Origin of the sequence: Microbacterium sp. CJ77, assembly GCF_002911615.1 — a bacterium.
Taxonomy (GTDB): Bacteria; Actinomycetota; Actinomycetes; order Actinomycetales; family Microbacteriaceae; genus Microbacterium.
In genome coordinates, this window is the sequence record NZ_PQBR01000004.1 from 48162 (window position 1) to 63811 (window position 15650).

The following is a 15650-nucleotide window of genomic DNA, read 5'->3' on the forward strand; positions in this document are numbered from 1 at the left end:
TTGTGTTGGGTGAAGCCGTGGTCAGAGCGGGCTGCGTGGTGGCAGCTACCCGTTCACGTTCGACTGATGGAGAGGACGTTCAGGTCAGGAGGCTCGGGTGGCGCACTATCTTCGACACGGCGGCTTATTCGAGGAGAAATGAGGTGCCGCGGGAGGACGCGCATGGCCTTCGGGCGGACGCCGACGAGGAGGGCGCCTACCATGAGGGCCACTACGCACGCGAGCATGGACATCATGTCCCCTGTCGGGCACATTGATGAGCAGTCTCCTGCGGTTTCTTCGAGATCCGTTGACGCGGGCTTGTCGTGCGTCAACGACTCCGAACCAACAGCGTGTGCCTGAGTAGAGGCGGGCACCGAATGTTCGGCGGTACCGCCCATCCCATGCATGGACAGTAGCCCAACGATGATGAGTGCGGCGCCCAGAGTCGCGAGAAGAAGGGGGCGGATATAGCCGACGCGGCGAGTGAGGGCGACGCGTAGATGCATCACGCTCATGTGCGAAACCTTTCGCCGAATCCGATTATCGGCGGTTATACCGCCACGGGGTATCTTACATTCCATTCCTGGTGAGTCGGCTGGTACCGCCGCCTCTAGCTGCCAGATCAGATAGAGATGCCGCGCTCGCTCATGAATGGTTCCGGGTTGATTCGTTGCCCGTTTCGCCACACTTCGAAGTGCAAATGGCAACCCCGCGACAATCCGGAGTTCCCTTCCCGCGCAACCAACTGGCCCGCTGCGACCTGTTGCCCGTAGCTCACCAATATCCCGCCCTGCTGAAGGTGCGAGTATGCCGTCAATATGCCACCGCCATGATCGATGCGGACGTGCTGGCCGAACGCTCCATATGTCCCGGCGTATGCAACACGACCCGCACTCGCCGCAAAAACGCCAGCCCCGCAGCCCGTCGCCATGTCAGTGCCGTAGTGATAGCCGGTGCAATAACCGTTCTCGCAGATTGTCGCGCGCGCTCCGTAACGTGATGTCGGTCGCCCGCCGGACGGTCGCGCCCAACCCGACTGCCCGATCTGTCCTGCCATGCCGCCGCCGCTGCCGCCCCCGCCAGCCGCAGCCGCTGCCTCGGCTGCACGCCGTGCCGCTTCCTCAGCGCGTCGTCTCGCTTCCTCCTCGGCGCGCCGTCGAGCTTCCACGCCGGCCTGGTAATCCGCCACGGTGCGTGCCGTGGAATCCTGTAGTGCCGCGAGCTGAGCCTCTAGGTGCGCGGGTCAGAATCGGGTGGCGTGGCGCGCGGCGTTGACTCTGGCATCGCGCGCTGACGGTCGCGAACGGGAACGGGCGGGCCGTTGCGGTGTGAGAGCGTGCGGGATCGCACGGCGAGGGGCTCGTGGCGACTGTCGGTGCGTGCTGTGACGCCCAGGGACCCCTGGGGAGGCCTATGCGGGCGCCAGCCCGGCGGCTGTAGCGACGCGGAGCTTGCGGAGGTTGTGGCAGATCGTGTGGAGTAGCCATTCGCCTTGGGCGCCGGCGAGTCCGCGTAGCCGGAGCTGTCCGGCGTTTTGCCGGGTCTTCATCTGCCCGAACGCGGGTTCAACGATGGCTTTGCGGCGCGCGTAGTCGGTGCGGCCCTGCTCGGTGCGCAGCGCGTGCGCCATCCGCTCCCGCCGGCTCGCGTCCTCTGGGGCCGGGTCCGGGGCGCCGGCGGTAGGGAAGCTCTCGCCGTGACGTTGCCGTCCCGTCGCGATCAACACCTGTGCGTCCAGATCGTCGGCGGCTTCGAGGTTGGCTTCCGAGCAGTAGCCCGCGTCAGCGAGGACGACCTCTGGGGAACGCTCGATTCCTGCCGCGTCGAGGTTCCGTAGGGTCTGCTCGGCCATCGGGACGAACTGCTGGATATCGGTGGCCTGCTGGGTGACCTCGGCGCTCAACACGATCTGGTGGCCCTCATCGACAACGGCCTGCGCGTTGAACGCGTAATCGAAGCCGCGGACCGTCTTCATCATCCGCGCCTCAGGATCGGTGAAATTGCGTTGCGCTTTCGGCTTCGGCGCCGCCGTGTCCACCGCAGTCGCGACGGCCGCGTCGGCCTGCTCAGGGGGCTGACCGGCGGCGTCGGCCTTCTTCCGCGCCACGGCTGCCGCCTTCTCGGCGGCGTCGGCCTCGATCGCGTCCTTCGCGGCACGTAGTTTTGCCAGGCGCCCCTCACGGCGGGCCAGCTCCGGGGCGACCTCGTCCCCGCGCCGGTCCTGGCCGAACTGCTGATCCTCGGCCTCATCGACCGCCTCCGCCTCGGCGAGCAGCGCAGCGACCTCGGCTTGGAGCTGATCGATCTTCGGCACGATCCGGTCATAGCTCATCGCCTTATGCCGCGACGCGTTCGCAGCCAGCTTCGTGCCATCCAGCGCGACCCGCCCCAACCGCACCAGCCCCGCCTCCGCGCAGACCCGCAGCACCTGCAGGAACAACCCCGGCAGGGCATCCAGGTGACGCCGACGAAACCGGGCCAGCGACCGGTAGTCGGGCGCCTGGTTGCCCGACAGCCACCGGAAGGCGATATCGCGCTTGCAGCGCCGCTCCAACTCACGAGACGAGGTCACGCCCGTCGCGTACGCGAACAGCAGCAGCTTCAACATCATCCGCGGGTCATACGGAGGCGCACCCGAGGCGGACGCGTACGACGCGTAGACCGGCGTCAGATCCAAGAGCTCTTCGACGACCTCGGAGATGAACCGGGCCTCATCATCCTCGTCCAGCCAGTCATCCAGACTCGGCGGGAGCAGGAAACACTGCCCCTGGTCATACCCACGGAACGTCTTGCCCGCACCCGCCGGTGCAGCCGATCCCGGCGCCCGCGCCTCACCCGGCTCGACCTCGAACAGACCCTCCAGGCTGGCAGTCACCGTCATGAATCGATTCTCCCAGCACCCCGCGCTATCCACCGGATTCACCCCGGCGCGTTAACGGAAGGATCTGACCCACGCACCTAGCCGCTACGCGCCCGGATCGTCAGCCGCACTCTGGCATGATTTTGTCAACCTGATTTGGCCCCGGGGTGACGGCTAGAACTGGCCCCGGGTGTGTGCTGCTGTTTGCTGTTAGGCGCAGCAGGAGGTGGGGAGTTCGTTGCGGAAGAGGTTCGCGGTGAGTCGGATGCCTTCGGCCATGGTGAGGTACGGGGCCCAGGTGTCGGCGAGTTGGGTGACGGTGAATCCGGCTTTGATCGCGTAGGTCGCGGCGAGCATCATCTCGCCGGCGGTGTCGGCGAGGGCGTGGACGCCGAGGACTTTGCCCGTGTCGGCGTCGGCGACGATCTTGATGCCGCCGCGGGTGTTGTGGTTGGCGATGGCTCTGGGCACGTCGGACAGTCGGAGGTAGCGGCAGGCGCATCGGTAGCCGGCGGCGAGGGCTTCGGCTTCGGTGATCCCGGCCGAGGCGAGTTGGGGTGAGGTGAACAGGACGGAGGGCAACCCGGTGTAGTCGACCTGCTCAGAGTGACCGAGGGCGTTGTGTGCGGCGATCTTCCCGGTCCTCGCGGCGACGTACACGTACTGAGGCACATCGGTGACGTCGCCGGCGGCGAACACCGCCGGGTTCGTGGTCCGCTGTTGTTCGTCGACAATGATGAAGCCGCGGGTGTCGGTCGCGATGCCCGCAGTGGCGAGGCCGAGCCCGTCGGTGCGGGGGGTGCGGCCGGTGGCGACGAGGACGCGTTCACCGGTAGCTACTTTCCCGGTGCGGGTGAGGACTCGGACCAGGTCGTCGTGTGGGGTGATCGTTGCGGCGCGGTCGCCTATGACGGTGATTCCGTCGGTCAGGAAGGCTTTGCGGAGCTCGGAGGAGAGTTCTGGTTCGGCGTGCGGGGCGAGCCGGCCGATGATGGTGACCTCGACCCCGAGCCGGGCGAACAGCTGGGCCTGTTCGAGGCCGACGAATCCGCCGCCGATCACCACGAGCGAAGCGGGCAGCTCGGTGAGTTCCATCGCCGTGGTCGACGTGAGGTAATCGATCTGCTCGAGGCCGGGGATCGTTGGGATGGTCGGTTCGGCGCCGGTGGCGATGAGATACGACTTGGCGCGAACCGGTCGTCCATCGACGAGCAGTGTTGAGGGATCGGTGAATGTTGCGGTGCCGGGGAGGATGTCGAACCCGTAGGCGGCGGCGATGTCGGCGTACTTGGTCTGGCGGAGCATGCCGACCAGCTCATCCTTCTGCTGCACGAGCGCGCCGAGGTCGACGGCCCCAGCGGAGGTGGCGGCGCCGGGGAACGGGTTCGTGAGCGCGGCGTGGCGGGTGTGCGCGGCCGCGAGGAGGGTCTTGGAGGGCACGCAACCCACGTTCACGCAGGTGCCACCGAGCGTGCCCGATTCGATGGCGACCACGCTCGCCCCCTCGAGTCGGGCGTGGATCGCCGCGGACATCGCCGCGCCGCCCGTCCCGACCACCGCAAGATCGAACTCGTTGTGCTGAGTCATGATGCCTCCTCGGGTGGACCGGGCCGCACGTGCGGCCCTATGCGACAGAATGGACCTTCAAGCATGCTTGAAGGTCAAACTGACGGTGGAGGTGTCACGATGCGGATCGGAGAACTCGCGGAGAAGGCGAGGACGAGACCGTCGACGCTGCGGTACTACGAGGAGCGCGGGCTGCTGCAACCGCCGGAGCGCACCCCGGCCGGGTACCGCAGCTATGGTGACGAGACGGTGCAGCGGCTCGAGTTCATCGATCGGGCTCGCGCGGCGGGGCTCACCCTTGCGCAGACCGCGGAGATCCTCGATGTTCGCGACACGGGTGGTTCGCCGTGCGCTCACGTGCTGGATCTCCTTGACCGCCGGCTCGTGGAGATTGATGAGCAGCTCGAGCAGCTGCGCGCCCTACGAGGGAGCATCGTCGAGCTTCGGGCGCACGCGACGGCAACGGCGTCCGAAGCCTGCACGCCGGAGTCCATCTGCCGCTACCTCTGATGACTTTCGGATCGCTACTGCCGCTGACGGGTGTGGTTGAGGCGGTACGAGGTGGTGCCGGTTTCGATGATGGTGCCGTTGAACGTGAGCCGGTCGACGATTGCCGCACACAGGCGCGGGTCAGTGAAGGTCTTCGTCCACCCGCTGAACGACTCGTTGGATGCGATCGCGACGGAGTTCTTCTCTTCCCGCTCTGTGAGGACCTGGAACAGGAGTTCGGCGCCGCGTCGGTCGAGTTCCATGTAGCCGAGCTCGTCGATCAGGAGCAGGTCAACGCGTCCGTACCGGTTGATGGTGCGGGTGAGTTGTTTCTCGTCGGCGGCTTCAACGAGCTCGTTCACGAGCTTCGTCGCCAGGGTGTACCGGACGCGGAAGCCCTTCTCTGCAGCGGCGGTGCCGAGGCCGATGAGGAGATGCGACTTCCCGGTGCCGGAGTCCCCGATCAGACACAGCGGATCGCCGCGGCGGATCCAGTCCCCGTTCGCGAGCGTATGGATCGTTGCAGGGTTGACGTTCGGATTCGCGTCGAAATCGAAGTCCCCGAGCCACTTGTTCCTCGGGAACCCGGCTGCCGACACGCGGCGGACAACGGACCGGCGGTCCCGGTCGTCGCACTCGGCGAGGAGGAGCTCGGCAAGGAACCCTTGGTAGGTCAGCTGCTCACGTTCCGCGGCCGTGATCGCTTCGTGCATCACCGCCCGCATGGTGGGTAAACGGAGCCTGCGGCAGGCTTGGTCAACTGCGGCCGCGGCGGCTTCTTCGGTCAGCCCGCGCTGCCGACGCAGGGTCGTGGTGACATTCGTGGGGTTGCTCATGATCCGGCGATTCCTTCTCTCTCATCGGTGACCGGCGGTTCTGGTTCGGAACGTCGGTTAAGGAGTTCGTCGTAGTGCGCGACGGATGGCAGTGGCCGCCGGTCGGCTGGGAGTCCGGCGATCACCGCGGCCGGATCCATGAGGCGACGCTGGGTCAGGCTGACAACTCGTTGCACGTCACGTCGTGGTTGTTCAACGCGATGACGGTCTGACTCGGGCCCGGCGGCGTGCAGTCGGGCTTCGACCGCGACGACGTCGGCGGACACCGCCCCGACCGTGAGGGCGGCACGGATCCCCGCGATCACGTCGACGGTTCGCATGGTCCTGTGGAGCAGGAGCACATCGATCAGAGCCCTTGTGCCGGCGCTGTCGCCATCGACCTTCCGCGCTTGCTGCCAGAACGCGTCATGCGCTGTCGTGAACACGCCGGCTTCGCGTGCACGGGCCAGCGCGGTGGACCCGGGCAACGCGCCGGGCTTGCGCCTGAGGACCTCGAGGTAGTGGTCAAGGTTGATCGACTCCCCGCCGCGGGCCACGACCCGCTCGTGCCGAGCGACCTCGGCGTGGCCGTCGAACACCACGAGTTCAGACGCCCGCAACGAGACCCGCACCTTCCGCCCGATCAGACGGGCGGGCACGGAGTACCTCGCCATCCGCACGGTGATCAGGCTCGAGCGGTCTACCCGCGGGTAGAGCACCAGGCCAGGATCGAACCGCTCGCCTGGCAATGGCGTAAGGCGGGCTTGTTCGTCGATGAAGTCTTGCCCGACAGTGCGGATCCGGGTGTTGATGCGTCGCTCGTTGTCGCGGGCGTCCCACCGGCGGATCTGCTCGTTCAACTCGGCGAGCGAGTCGATGACCGGCATCGGCGACAGCCAGGTGCGGCGAAACCGACCAACTTCGCCTTCGACGCCACCCTTCTCGTGGGCGCCGTCGATTCCGGGCTGGCAATAGAACGAGTCGAACCCGTAGTGCGAGCGGAACAGTACCCATCGGTCGTTCTCTACTCGGCTACGGCCCTTCCCATACAGCACCGTCTGTACCGCGGCAGTGAGATTGTCGTACCGGATGTGCCGGGTCGGGATCCCACCTATCTCGTCGAACGCGTCGATATGTCCTTCCAGGAACGCTTCCTGCGATTGCGTCGAGTACACCCGGTGCACCGCCTTCCCCGAGTGCGAGAGCCGGAACGTGAACATGTGGCACTTCGTTTTCACCCCGCCAAGGATCACCCAGACCTCGCCGAAATCGACTTCGGCTTCCTCACCAGGTGCGTGTTCCTGTGGGACGAACACCTCGACGCGGCGCCCGGCTGCGGCATCGATCTGGGCACGACGTACGCGCACGTAGTCGCGGACCGTCGAGTACGACAGTCCCGCCGCTTCGTGCTCGTCGACCAGCCGCGCGAGAACCCTTGTCGCCGTGTGCCGCTGCTTACGAGGCGCGTCCAGATCCTGAGTGAGCATCGCGTCGATCACCGCCTTGTACGGCCCCAGCCGTGGAGACATCCGTGACGGTATCTTCCGCGGCGGCGGAATTGGCGACGCCAAGGCCTGCCGCACCGTGCGACGGTGGACCCCGAACCTGTCTGCCAACGCGCGCACCGATAGCCCGTCGACGCGCGAGGCACGGCGGATATCCGCGAACAATTCCACTTTCGACCCCTGCCGGGCCCGCTCATCCTGAAGCAACACGAAACACACGCTCAGGTGGGGCCAGATCAAACCGTCAGAACCGCCCCGGCAAGTCAGAAAGTGGGGCCACTCCTAGGTACTCGTCGCCGTCCTCGGTGCCGACGGTCCATTCGAGGGCGTCCTCGTCCCAGCGCGCCGACTGCACGTTCGTCTGCAGGCGCACGCCGTCACGCAGTCCGTACCGCTCGGCGACGTGGTGGAGGTAGGCGAGGATCTCGGGCTGGCCGGCGTACTTCTCCGTCCAGACCCATTCCTGCTGCAGCTCCTCGTCGAACGAGAAGGAGTAGTCGAAGCTCTCCACGTCGCAGCGGGCGCCGGGATAGCGGTTCCAGTACCAGGTCCCGCCGATGTCGCTCCCGCGCTCGAGCACCACGGCGTCGAGCCCCTGCCTGCGCGCCCGGATCAGGGCGTAGAGCCCTCCCACTCCCGCGCCGACGATGACCAGCTCGTGTCTGAAGATGCCCATTCGCGGCTTCCCTTCCTCTGCTTCCTCGCAGAATCAGCCTCACACCTGCCGGGCCGTCGCGGTTGCGTCAGCGCGTACAAGAGTTGTGCCCGCAGTGCACGAGCGGATCGACCCGGTGCGCCGCCCCGCGACCCCTGGCAGACTGGATCGTGCAGGGCCGCGAGGCCCCCGGGATCCGCGCCCAGTGGGGGACGGATCCGCAGAACCGTTTCGACAGGGTCATTCGACGAGGAGAGATTCATCATGGGCTTTTTCGACGAGCAGACGTGGTCCGGCCGCATCTACAGCGGCGGCTGGCGAGCGGGCGGCGGCGGATCCGCCGATATCGTGGCCCCGGCGACGGGCCAGGCCATCGGCTCCTACGGAGTGGCGAACGTCGCCGACCTCGACGCGGCGGTCGAGCGCGGGGTGGCGGCGCAGCGCGAGTGGGCGGCGATGTCCTTCGAGGCGAAGGCCGCGATCTTCCGCAAGGCGGGCCGGCTGGTCGAGGAGAACGCCGGAGAGCTCATCTCCTGGCTGACCCGCGAGGCCGGATCGGGCGTCGGCAAGGCGGGCTTCGAGTCGCACCTCGTGGCCGCCGAGTTCTACTCGGCCGCCGCCCTCGTCGAGCAGCCCTACGGTGAGCTGCTGCGCTCGGGCAAGCCGCGCCTCTCCATGGCGCGCCGCGTCCCGGTGGGCGTCGTCGGCGTCATCTCGCCCTTCAACTTCCCCGGCATCCTCTCGGCCCGCTCCGTCGCCCCGGCCCTCGCCGCGGGCAACGCCGTGATCCTGAAGCCCGACCCCCGCACCGCGGTCTCCGGCGGCCTGTTCCTCGCCGCGATCGCGGAGGCGGCGGGCTTCCCCGACGGCCTGTTCCACGTGCTGCCGGGCGGCGCCGAGGTCGGCGCGGCACTCGTCGACCACGACCGGGTGCCCGTCATCTCGTTCACCGGCTCCACCGGCGCCGGCCGCGCGGTCGGCGCGGCGGGCGCGGCGAAGCTCAAGCGGGTGCACCTGGAACTCGGCGGCAACAACGCCCTCATCGTGCTCGACGACGTCGATGTGGCGGCAGCGGCCTCGGCCGGCGCCTGGGGCTCCTTCCTGCACCAGGGCCAGATCTGCATGACCACCGGCCGGCACATCGTCCACGAGTCGATCTACGACGAGTACGTGAGCCTGCTCACCGAGAAGGCGCTGAACATCCCCGTGGGCGACACGGGCGCCTCGGAGGTGCCGCTCGGTCCGATCATCGACGAGCGCCAGCGCGACAAGGTGCACGCGCTCGTCGAGGGCAGCCGCGCCGCGGGGGCCCGCATCACCGCGGGCGGCGAGTACGACGGCCTCTTCTACAAGCCGACCGTCATCGCCGACTCGCAGCCCGACCACCCGGCGTTCAAGGACGAGATCTTCGGCCCCGTCGCGCCCGTGCTGAAGTTCAGCACTATCGAGGAGGCCGTCGAGATCGCGCGGCAGAGCGAGTACGGCCTGTCGCTCGGCATCCTCACCCGCGACGTCATGCGCGGCCTCGCGATCGCCGAGATGATCCCGAGCGGCATCGTGCACATCAACGACCAGACCGTCGACGACGAGTCGGTCGCGCCCTTCGGCGGCGTCGGCGCCTCGGGCACCGGCTCCCGCTTCGGCGGCGCGGCGGCGAACCTCGACGCCTTCACGGAGACCCAGTGGGTCACCGTCCAGGGCGACATCGCGCGCTACCCCTTCTGAGCCCGGCGTCCTCGGCGCTCCCGTTCCCCTGACGAACCCTGGGAGCGGGAGCGCCGAAGCGCATAGACTGTGGTCACGGGACGGTTCGTCCGACTCCCAGGGAGGGGAGACGTATGCCTTCAACGGTAGATCTGCGCGATGCCGCGCTTCCGCCGTCGATCGACGGGGGATCCACCACCAGCATCGACGACTTCACCGAGATGGTCTCGCGCATCTATTCCCCGGTGCGCATCACGGCGGACGACCCCGCCCACTTCCGGGGAGGCATCCGCAGCCGCGTGCTCGGCGAGGTCTACGTCAACGAGGTGCGCAGCTCGCAGCACGAGATCGCCCGCGACGACGCGGAGGTGCGCCTCTTCACGAAGGACCACCGCTTCCTCAAGGTGAGCGTGCTCATGAGCGGCCACGCGAACTCGGTGCAGGGTACGAGCTCGACCGACTTCGAGCCGGGTCAGATGATCATCCACGACAGCGCCCGGCCCTACACCATGTACCTCGACGACGACTTCCACATGGTGTTCCTGCTGATCCCCCGCGACCGCTTCGACCTGCCCGACGCGGCGACCAACGACCTCATCGGCCAGCGCATCGAGGACGGGGCCGGGGTCTCGGGCACCGTGCTGCCCTTCTTCTCCACCCTCGCGAGGAACATCGCCGACCTGAACGGCCCGAGCGCCGTGCGCCTCATGAGCAACACCGTCGACCTCGTGGAGACCATGATGTTCAGCCTCGTGGGCCAGAGTCTCTCCGAGCCGCACCGCACCCGACGGCGCGAGCTGCTCATGCAGATCCAGGCGTTCATCGACTGCCATCTGGACGATCCCGAGCTCGATCCGCAGCAGATCGCCGCCGCGAACTTCATCTCGACCCGCTACCTGCATCGGCTCTTCAGCGACGAGGATCTCACGGTGGCCGGGTATATGCGTCAGGCCCGACTCGTGCGCTGCCGCCGCGACCTCAGCGACCCGCTGCTCGCGCACCTGCCGGTATCGACCATCGCGAGCCGCTGGGGCTTCCTCAACTCCTCTCACTTCTCCCGGCTCTTCCGCCAGGTGGTGGGCATCTCGCCCACCGAGTACCGCTTCAACGCGATGGTCTCCGCGGCCTGAGCCGAGGCCGATCCCGGTTCCGGCCGGGCTCGTCCGTCGGATCCGCCGGACCGCGCAAAAGGGGCCGCCGCGCATCAGCGCGACGACCCCTCCGCCGTGAGACGATCAGCCCATGTAGGCGTCGTGCAGCTTCGTCTCGTCGTCGAGCAGCACCTTCGGCTCACCGTGGTACGCGACCTTGCCGTTCGAGATCACGAGCGCGTCGCTCGAGATGCCGAGTGCCAGGTGGGCGAACTGCTCGACGAGCAGAATGCCCACGCCCGTCGCGGCGACCTGTTCGAGCTCGGGCAGCAGGCGCATGAAGACCACCGGTGCGAGGCCCAGCGACATCTCGTCGATCAGCAGGTACTTCGGATCCGTCGCGAGCGCGCGACCGAGCACGACCATCTGCTGCTCGCCGCCGGAGAGCAGGGCCGTCTGCGCCGAGATGCGCTTCTCGAGCTCAGGGAAGTAGGTGAGGATCTGCGCGAACCGCTCCTTGTCCCGGCTGGCGAGCTCGATGTTCTCGCGCACCGTGAGGCTCGGGAAGATGGCTCGTCCCTGCTGCACGTGCACGATGCCGGCCCTCGAGCGCTGACGGCGGTTCATCCGGTGGATGTCCTTGCCGTCGACCTCGATCGAGCCGGTGTAGCTGCGCACCAGGCCCGAGATCGCCTCGAGCAGGCTCGTCTTGCCCGCGCCGTTGGGGCCCACGACCGTGGTGATCTGACCGGGCTGCAGCTCGAGGCTCACCCCGCTGACGACCGGGCCGATGCCGCGGTTGACCGTGACGTCTGAAAGAACGAGGCTCATCACTCCACCCTCTCTCCCATGTAGGCCTTGAGCACCTCGGGGTTGCGAAGCACCTCTTCCTGGTCGCCGGAGGCCAGGACGCCGCCGAAGTTGAGCACGACCAGCTTCGAGCAGACGCTGCGCACCAGATCGAGATCGTGCTCGATCAGCAGCACCGAGATCCCGTACTTCTGGGGGATCTTGCGCAGCTGGTTACCGAACACGATGTGCTCCTCGTGCGACAGGCCGGCAGCGGGCTCGTCGAGCAGCAGCACCAGCGGCTTCGACGCCACGTTCGCGGCGACCTCGACGATGCGGCGGGAGCCCACGTCGACCACCCGCAGAGGGGTGTGCGCCGGGGGGCAGCCGAAGTACTCGAGGATCTCGTCGATCTCGGCGTTCGTCGACTTGCCCTGCGACATGAGCCGCAGGTACTGGCCGACCGTCATCGAGGTCGGCACGCGATCCTGCTGGAAGGTGCGACGGATGCCGGCGTGCGCACGGCGGTCGGGGGCGAGCCCGTCGACCGGCTGGCCGTCGAGCACGATCGACCCCTCGTAGCCCGAGATGAAGCCCGTGATCGTGTCGATCATGGTCGACTTGCCGGCGCCGTTCGGACCGATGAGACCCACCACCTCGCGGTCGAAGACCGTCAGGCTCACGTGATCGAGCGCGCGCAACTCGCCGAAGACGACGCTGACGTCCTTCACTTCGAGCAGCGGCTTGCCCGTGGTCGTGAAGACCGCGCTGGTCTGTTCCAGATCGACCTCTTCGAGATGCGCGGAAACCGGTTCGACCTTCTCCCCGCGGCGTCTGAGCTTTCTGAGCCCCGATCTGATCTGGTCGCCCATCGTGGTGTTGGTGGTGAGCGCCTGCACACCCAGGATGCCGAAGATGATGTTCGCCCACTCCAGGGGAAGGCCGAACTGCTTCAGGATCTCGGGGATGAAGACGAACAGGCACGCGCCCACGAACGCCATGTCGATGTAGTGGGCGCCGACCACGATGCAGAGCACGTAGAGGCCGAGCGATCCGGCAGTGGCGAAGGAGATGTAGTTCACCTGGCCGATCTGCCCCACGGTGAGACCGCCGGCGAGACCGCCGATGAAGGCGCTCGCCGCGAAGGCGCTGAGCTTCGCGTTGCGCACCTTCGTGCCGGCCGCCGCGGTGCCGCGCTCGGAGAAGGCGACGAAGCGCCACATGGCGCCGAAGCGGCCCTTGCCCACCTGGAAGACGACCGCCGCGATGACGATGACCACGATCGCCGTGAAGAGGAAGTAGATCCGGTCGCCCTCCACCGTGTTCGAGATGCCGAAGGGGCGGGGCACCCGCTGGTTGACCCAGGCGTCGGGGAAGAAGACCTTCTGCAGCGTCATGTCCGCCGCCGCCGCGACGCCCAGGGTGATCACCGCGAGGTTCACGCCGCGCAGTCGGAGCGCCGGCAGGCCGACGATGAGGCCGACGATCGCGGCGGCGACCGCGCCGATCAGCATGCAGACGATGAACGAGACGCCCCCGAAGATCGTGCCGAGCGGGGTGCGGAAGATCAGCAGCTCCATCACCCAGGCGCCGATCGCGGCGAAGGTGAGCTGCGAGAGCGCGATCATGCCCGCGCTGCCGGTAACGATGCCGAGGCCCATCAGCGAGACCATGGTCACCAGCACCGTCGTTGAGATGAACACGAAGTAGCTGGGCAGGCCGAAGGTCACGGCGACCGCGACGACGACGGCCGCGGCGACCATGATCCAGAATCGTGTGCGCTGACGGCGCGCGATGGCGGTGCTAGCGAGCGACATCCCACACCTCCTTCCGTTCGGTCCAGAGCAGGAACACGACGATCACCAGGATCGGTACCCAGTCCTTGAGCAGCACGAGGGCGGGGAAGGCCGTGAGCAGCCCCTGCAGTGCACCGACGCCCAGGCCGCCGATGATCGCGAGGTCGAGACGCCTGAAGGCGCCGACCAGCGCGGCGGCCGCGCTGGGGATGAAGATGGTGATCATCGAGCTGGCGTCGGACGCCTGGATGTTCGCGACGACCGCGATGCCGAAGCCGGCGATGAGGCCGGTGACCGCCCAGACGCCGAGCTGCAGGCCCATCACGTTGATGCCCATGAGCTCGGCGGCATCCTGTCGGTCGGACACGGCGCGCAGGCGCGTGCCGACCATGGTGTAGCGGAGCACGAGCTTGGTGCCGACCGCGACGACGATCGCGGCGATGGTCGTGACGACCGCCAGCTGCGAGATGTTGATCCAGTCGGTCTGGATGAGCGGCCCCTTGAAGGGGGGCGGCACCGGCTGGGCCCGCGTGCCGAAGAGCAGGTTCGACAGCGAGTAGAGGCCGAGCAGGATGGCGACGGTGGCGGCCGAGCGGGCGCCCACCGAGGCATCGCCGAGCCACTTGGCGACGATGAAGCCGATCAGGACCGACAGCAGCATCGCCACGATCATGCCGACCACGAGCGAGCCCCAGGGCTGCATGTCCTTCGGCACGATGCGAATCGCCATGAACGCGGCGAAGACGCCGACCGCGACCTGCGAGAAGTTCACGACCTTGCCGAGCCGGGACATGATGGTGAGCAGGACCCCGAACAGCGCGAACGTGCCGCCTGCCGTGAGCCCCGCCGTCATTGCGAGCAGTGGGTTCATTGTGCTCCCTTGGAGGAATAGGACGAAGATTCCGGGTGCCGGGCGACCATGAAGGCCGCCCGGCACCCGGAACCTCTCAGCCGATCAGCTGCTAGGGACGGTGGTGTTCACCCAGCCGTTGTCGGTGCCGATGAACCACGGGCCGAGCGAGGTCCACTCGCCGCTGTTCGCCTCGATGACCAGCGGCCACGTGGTGGCGTTCGCCTGGTGCGAATCGCCGGGACCGAACATCCACTTGTCACCGGTCATGCCGCCGGTGTCGAAGCCCTCGGTCATGCCCTTGGCCGCCTCGGTGAACGCCTCGCGGGTGATCTCGGCGTCGGGGTCCATCTCGTTCTCCAGGATGTGGATGAACGCCTTGGCCGCCAGGTAGCCGCCCTGCGCGAAGGAGGTCAGACCGATGTTGTTCTTCTCCATCAGCGCACGCCAGTCGTCGTTCGAGGGATCCTCCGGATCGCTCCACGGCGAGAACTCGGCCGGCACGTGCACGTCGCCGGCGTAGACGAGCGTGTCGACGAACTCCTGGGAGTAGGTCGAGGGCTGCGCCAGCACGGGCAGGTCGATGCCCTGGTTGGTCGCCTCGGAGAGGAACTGGCTGGCCGCCGCGCCCGCCTCGGCGATGAGGATGGAGTCGCACTTGTCCTTGTTGATCTGCGCGACGTTGCCGGCGTAGCTCGACTGGCCGCGAACGAGCGAGTCGTCCCACAGGGCCAGCTCCTTGCCGGTCTCGTCCGACCAGGCATCCCGAGCCTGCTCGGTAGCGGCGCGGCCGGCGGCATCGTCCGCAACGGTGAAGGCGCAGATCTTCTCGAAGCCGAGCGTCTCGCTGCCGTTCCAGAGCGAGGCGAACATGTCGAAGTAGGGGCCCGGGTCCACTGGAGCGATGTTCGGCGTCGCGAAGCAGAACGGATCGACGCCCACGCCCTGGATGGAGACGATGTTGTTGTCGACCCAGGTCTTGTTGTTGACCGAGCAGTCGAGAATCGACGAGCTGCCGACGAGCGCGACGGCGCCGCTGTTGAGCGCGTCGCGCGCCGCGGTCGAGGAGGCGGCCGGATCGGCCTTGTCGTCGAAGGTGTCGAGCTCGATCGGACGGCCGTTGAAGCCGCCGTTCGCGTTGTACTCGTCGAACACGGCCTGCGCGGCCGGAGGCGCCTCGGGGAAGTACAGCATCGAGGCCAGTGCGGCGACCTTGATGGGCTCACCCGTGGCCGCGTCGCCACCGCCCGTGTCGCCACCGCCGCCGTTGCCTCCACCCGAGCAACCGGCGAGGACCAGGGCGGCAGCCGCGACCGGCACCACCAGAGCCTTCATGTGAAGCTTCTTCATCATGCTCCTTTCAACATCATTGTTTTCGGAGACCACCGGCGCCACCGCGAGCTTGAGGCCGTGCGAAAGTGCCGGGGTGTTCCGCTTTCACGGTACAAGTATCGTAGCGCGCATCTTTGCTACACAGTGAAGACGTTGTTGACTGTCAGCGCACCAAGCGATCCGGGGCCTGAAAAACGGCGTGTTTTCAATGATCTC

General features: G+C 67.4%; 14 protein-coding genes. 3 read left to right on the forward strand and 11 right to left on the reverse strand.

Annotated elements, in window-relative coordinates; all coding sequences use genetic code 11:
- Nucleotides 1-53: 53 nt before the first annotated feature.
- From C2868_RS17800 to merA, 4 genes are all read right to left on the reverse strand, one after another.
- Nucleotides 54-563 (reverse strand): DUF6153 family protein, encoded by a 510-nt coding sequence (locus tag C2868_RS17800; RefSeq protein WP_373457223.1) that lies wholly within the window; start codon nt 561-563, stop codon nt 54-56.
- A gap of 41 nt (nt 564-604) precedes the next feature.
- A complete protein-coding gene (locus C2868_RS00560) occupies nt 605-1039 on the reverse strand; it encodes a M23 family metallopeptidase (protein ID WP_258034366.1) in 435 nt (144 codons plus the stop codon).
- Between the two features lie 354 nt (nt 1040-1393).
- Nucleotides 1394-2836 (reverse strand): IS1182 family transposase, encoded by a 1443-nt coding sequence (locus C2868_RS00565; RefSeq protein ID WP_081766114.1) that lies wholly within the window; start codon nt 2834-2836, stop codon nt 1394-1396.
- Between the two features lie 216 nt (nt 2837-3052).
- Complete coding sequence (gene merA / locus C2868_RS00570; protein WP_069696261.1) at nt 3053-4429, reverse strand: mercury(II) reductase; 1377 nt, start codon at nt 4427-4429, stop codon at nt 3053-3055.
- Between the two features lie 99 nt (nt 4430-4528).
- Here merA and C2868_RS00575 point away from each other — a divergent pair, with 99 nt between their 5' ends.
- Nucleotides 4529-4918: a heavy metal-responsive transcriptional regulator gene (locus C2868_RS00575; protein WP_054682943.1), complete on the forward strand. Its 390-nt coding sequence runs from the start codon at nt 4529-4531 to the stop codon at nt 4916-4918.
- Between the two features lie 14 nt (nt 4919-4932).
- Here the strand turns inward: C2868_RS00575 and istB are convergent, their stop codons facing one another.
- From istB to C2868_RS00590, 3 genes are read right to left on the reverse strand one after another with little or no spacing between them, the layout of a single operon-like run.
- A complete protein-coding gene (gene istB, locus C2868_RS00580; protein WP_054682946.1) occupies nt 4933-5733 on the reverse strand; it encodes an IS21-like element helper ATPase IstB in 801 nt (266 codons plus the stop codon).
- Nucleotides 5730-7424, reverse strand: coding sequence for an IS21 family transposase (gene istA, locus C2868_RS00585; protein ID WP_054686999.1), 1695 nt, complete (start codon nt 7422-7424; stop codon nt 5730-5732). The genes istB and istA overlap by 4 nt, the downstream gene beginning before the upstream one ends.
- 37 nt (nt 7425-7461) lie before the next feature.
- The gene (locus C2868_RS00590) at nt 7462-7893 is read right to left on the reverse strand and encodes an NAD(P)/FAD-dependent oxidoreductase (protein ID WP_100812060.1); all 432 of its coding nucleotides are present in this window, start codon (nt 7891-7893) and stop codon (nt 7462-7464) included.
- A gap of 243 nt (nt 7894-8136) precedes the next feature.
- Between C2868_RS00590 and C2868_RS00595 the strand changes: the two genes are divergently transcribed.
- Complete coding sequence (locus C2868_RS00595; RefSeq protein ID WP_100812059.1) at nt 8137-9597, forward strand: aldehyde dehydrogenase family protein; 1461 nt, start codon at nt 8137-8139, stop codon at nt 9595-9597.
- Nucleotides 9598-9710: 113 nt separating this feature from the next.
- Nucleotides 9711-10706, forward strand: a complete 996-nt coding sequence (locus C2868_RS00600; protein ID WP_100812058.1) for a helix-turn-helix domain-containing protein — start codon at nt 9711-9713, stop codon at nt 10704-10706.
- 105 nt (nt 10707-10811) lie between these two features.
- On the opposite strand, the gene C2868_RS00605 is transcribed toward C2868_RS00600, so the two are convergent.
- The 4 genes from C2868_RS00605 to C2868_RS00620 form a co-directional block, all read right to left on the reverse strand.
- Entirely contained in the window at nt 10812-11498 is a 687-nt protein-coding gene (locus C2868_RS00605; protein WP_258034367.1) for an ABC transporter ATP-binding protein, read from the reverse strand.
- The gene (locus C2868_RS00610) at nt 11498-13273 is read right to left on the reverse strand and encodes an ATP-binding cassette domain-containing protein (RefSeq protein ID WP_100812056.1); all 1776 of its coding nucleotides are present in this window, start codon (nt 13271-13273) and stop codon (nt 11498-11500) included. The genes C2868_RS00605 and C2868_RS00610 overlap by 1 nt, the downstream gene beginning before the upstream one ends.
- Entirely contained in the window at nt 13260-14123 is an 864-nt protein-coding gene (locus C2868_RS00615; protein ID WP_258034368.1) for a branched-chain amino acid ABC transporter permease, read from the reverse strand. Before C2868_RS00615 ends, C2868_RS00610 begins: the two co-directional genes overlap by 14 nt.
- Nucleotides 14124-14207: 84 nt before the next feature.
- Complete coding sequence (locus C2868_RS00620; protein WP_181003307.1) at nt 14208-15452, reverse strand: ABC transporter substrate-binding protein; 1245 nt, start codon at nt 15450-15452, stop codon at nt 14208-14210.
- Nucleotides 15453-15650 lie beyond the last annotated feature (198 nt).

Coding starts and splice junctions, on each gene's coding strand:
- C2868_RS17800 (WP_373457223.1), bottom strand. CDS start 563: ATGGAATGTAAGATACCCCGTGGCGGTATAACCGCCGATAATCGGATT.
- C2868_RS00560 (WP_258034366.1), bottom strand. CDS start 1,039: ATGGCAGGACAGATCGGGCAGTCGGGTTGGGCGCGACCGTCCGGCGGG.
- merA (WP_069696261.1), bottom strand. CDS start 4,429: ATGACTCAGCACAACGAGTTCGATCTTGCGGTGGTCGGGACGGGCGGC.
- C2868_RS00575 (WP_054682943.1), top strand. CDS start 4,529: ATGCGGATCGGAGAACTCGCGGAGAAGGCGAGGACGAGACCGTCGACG.
- istB (WP_054682946.1), bottom strand. CDS start 5,733: ATGAGCAACCCCACGAATGTCACCACGACCCTGCGTCGGCAGCGCGGG.
- C2868_RS00590 (WP_100812060.1), bottom strand. CDS start 7,893: ATGGGCATCTTCAGACACGAGCTGGTCATCGTCGGCGCGGGAGTGGGA.
- C2868_RS00595 (WP_100812059.1), top strand. CDS start 8,137: ATGGGCTTTTTCGACGAGCAGACGTGGTCCGGCCGCATCTACAGCGGC.
- C2868_RS00600 (WP_100812058.1), top strand. CDS start 9,711: ATGCCTTCAACGGTAGATCTGCGCGATGCCGCGCTTCCGCCGTCGATC.
- C2868_RS00605 (WP_258034367.1), bottom strand. CDS start 11,498: ATGAGCCTCGTTCTTTCAGACGTCACGGTCAACCGCGGCATCGGCCCG.
- C2868_RS00610 (WP_100812056.1), bottom strand. CDS start 13,273: ATGTCGCTCGCTAGCACCGCCATCGCGCGCCGTCAGCGCACACGATTC.
- C2868_RS00615 (WP_258034368.1), bottom strand. CDS start 14,123: ATGAACCCACTGCTCGCAATGACGGCGGGGCTCACGGCAGGCGGCACG.
- C2868_RS00620 (WP_181003307.1), bottom strand. CDS start 15,452: ATGAAGAAGCTTCACATGAAGGCTCTGGTGGTGCCGGTCGCGGCTGCC.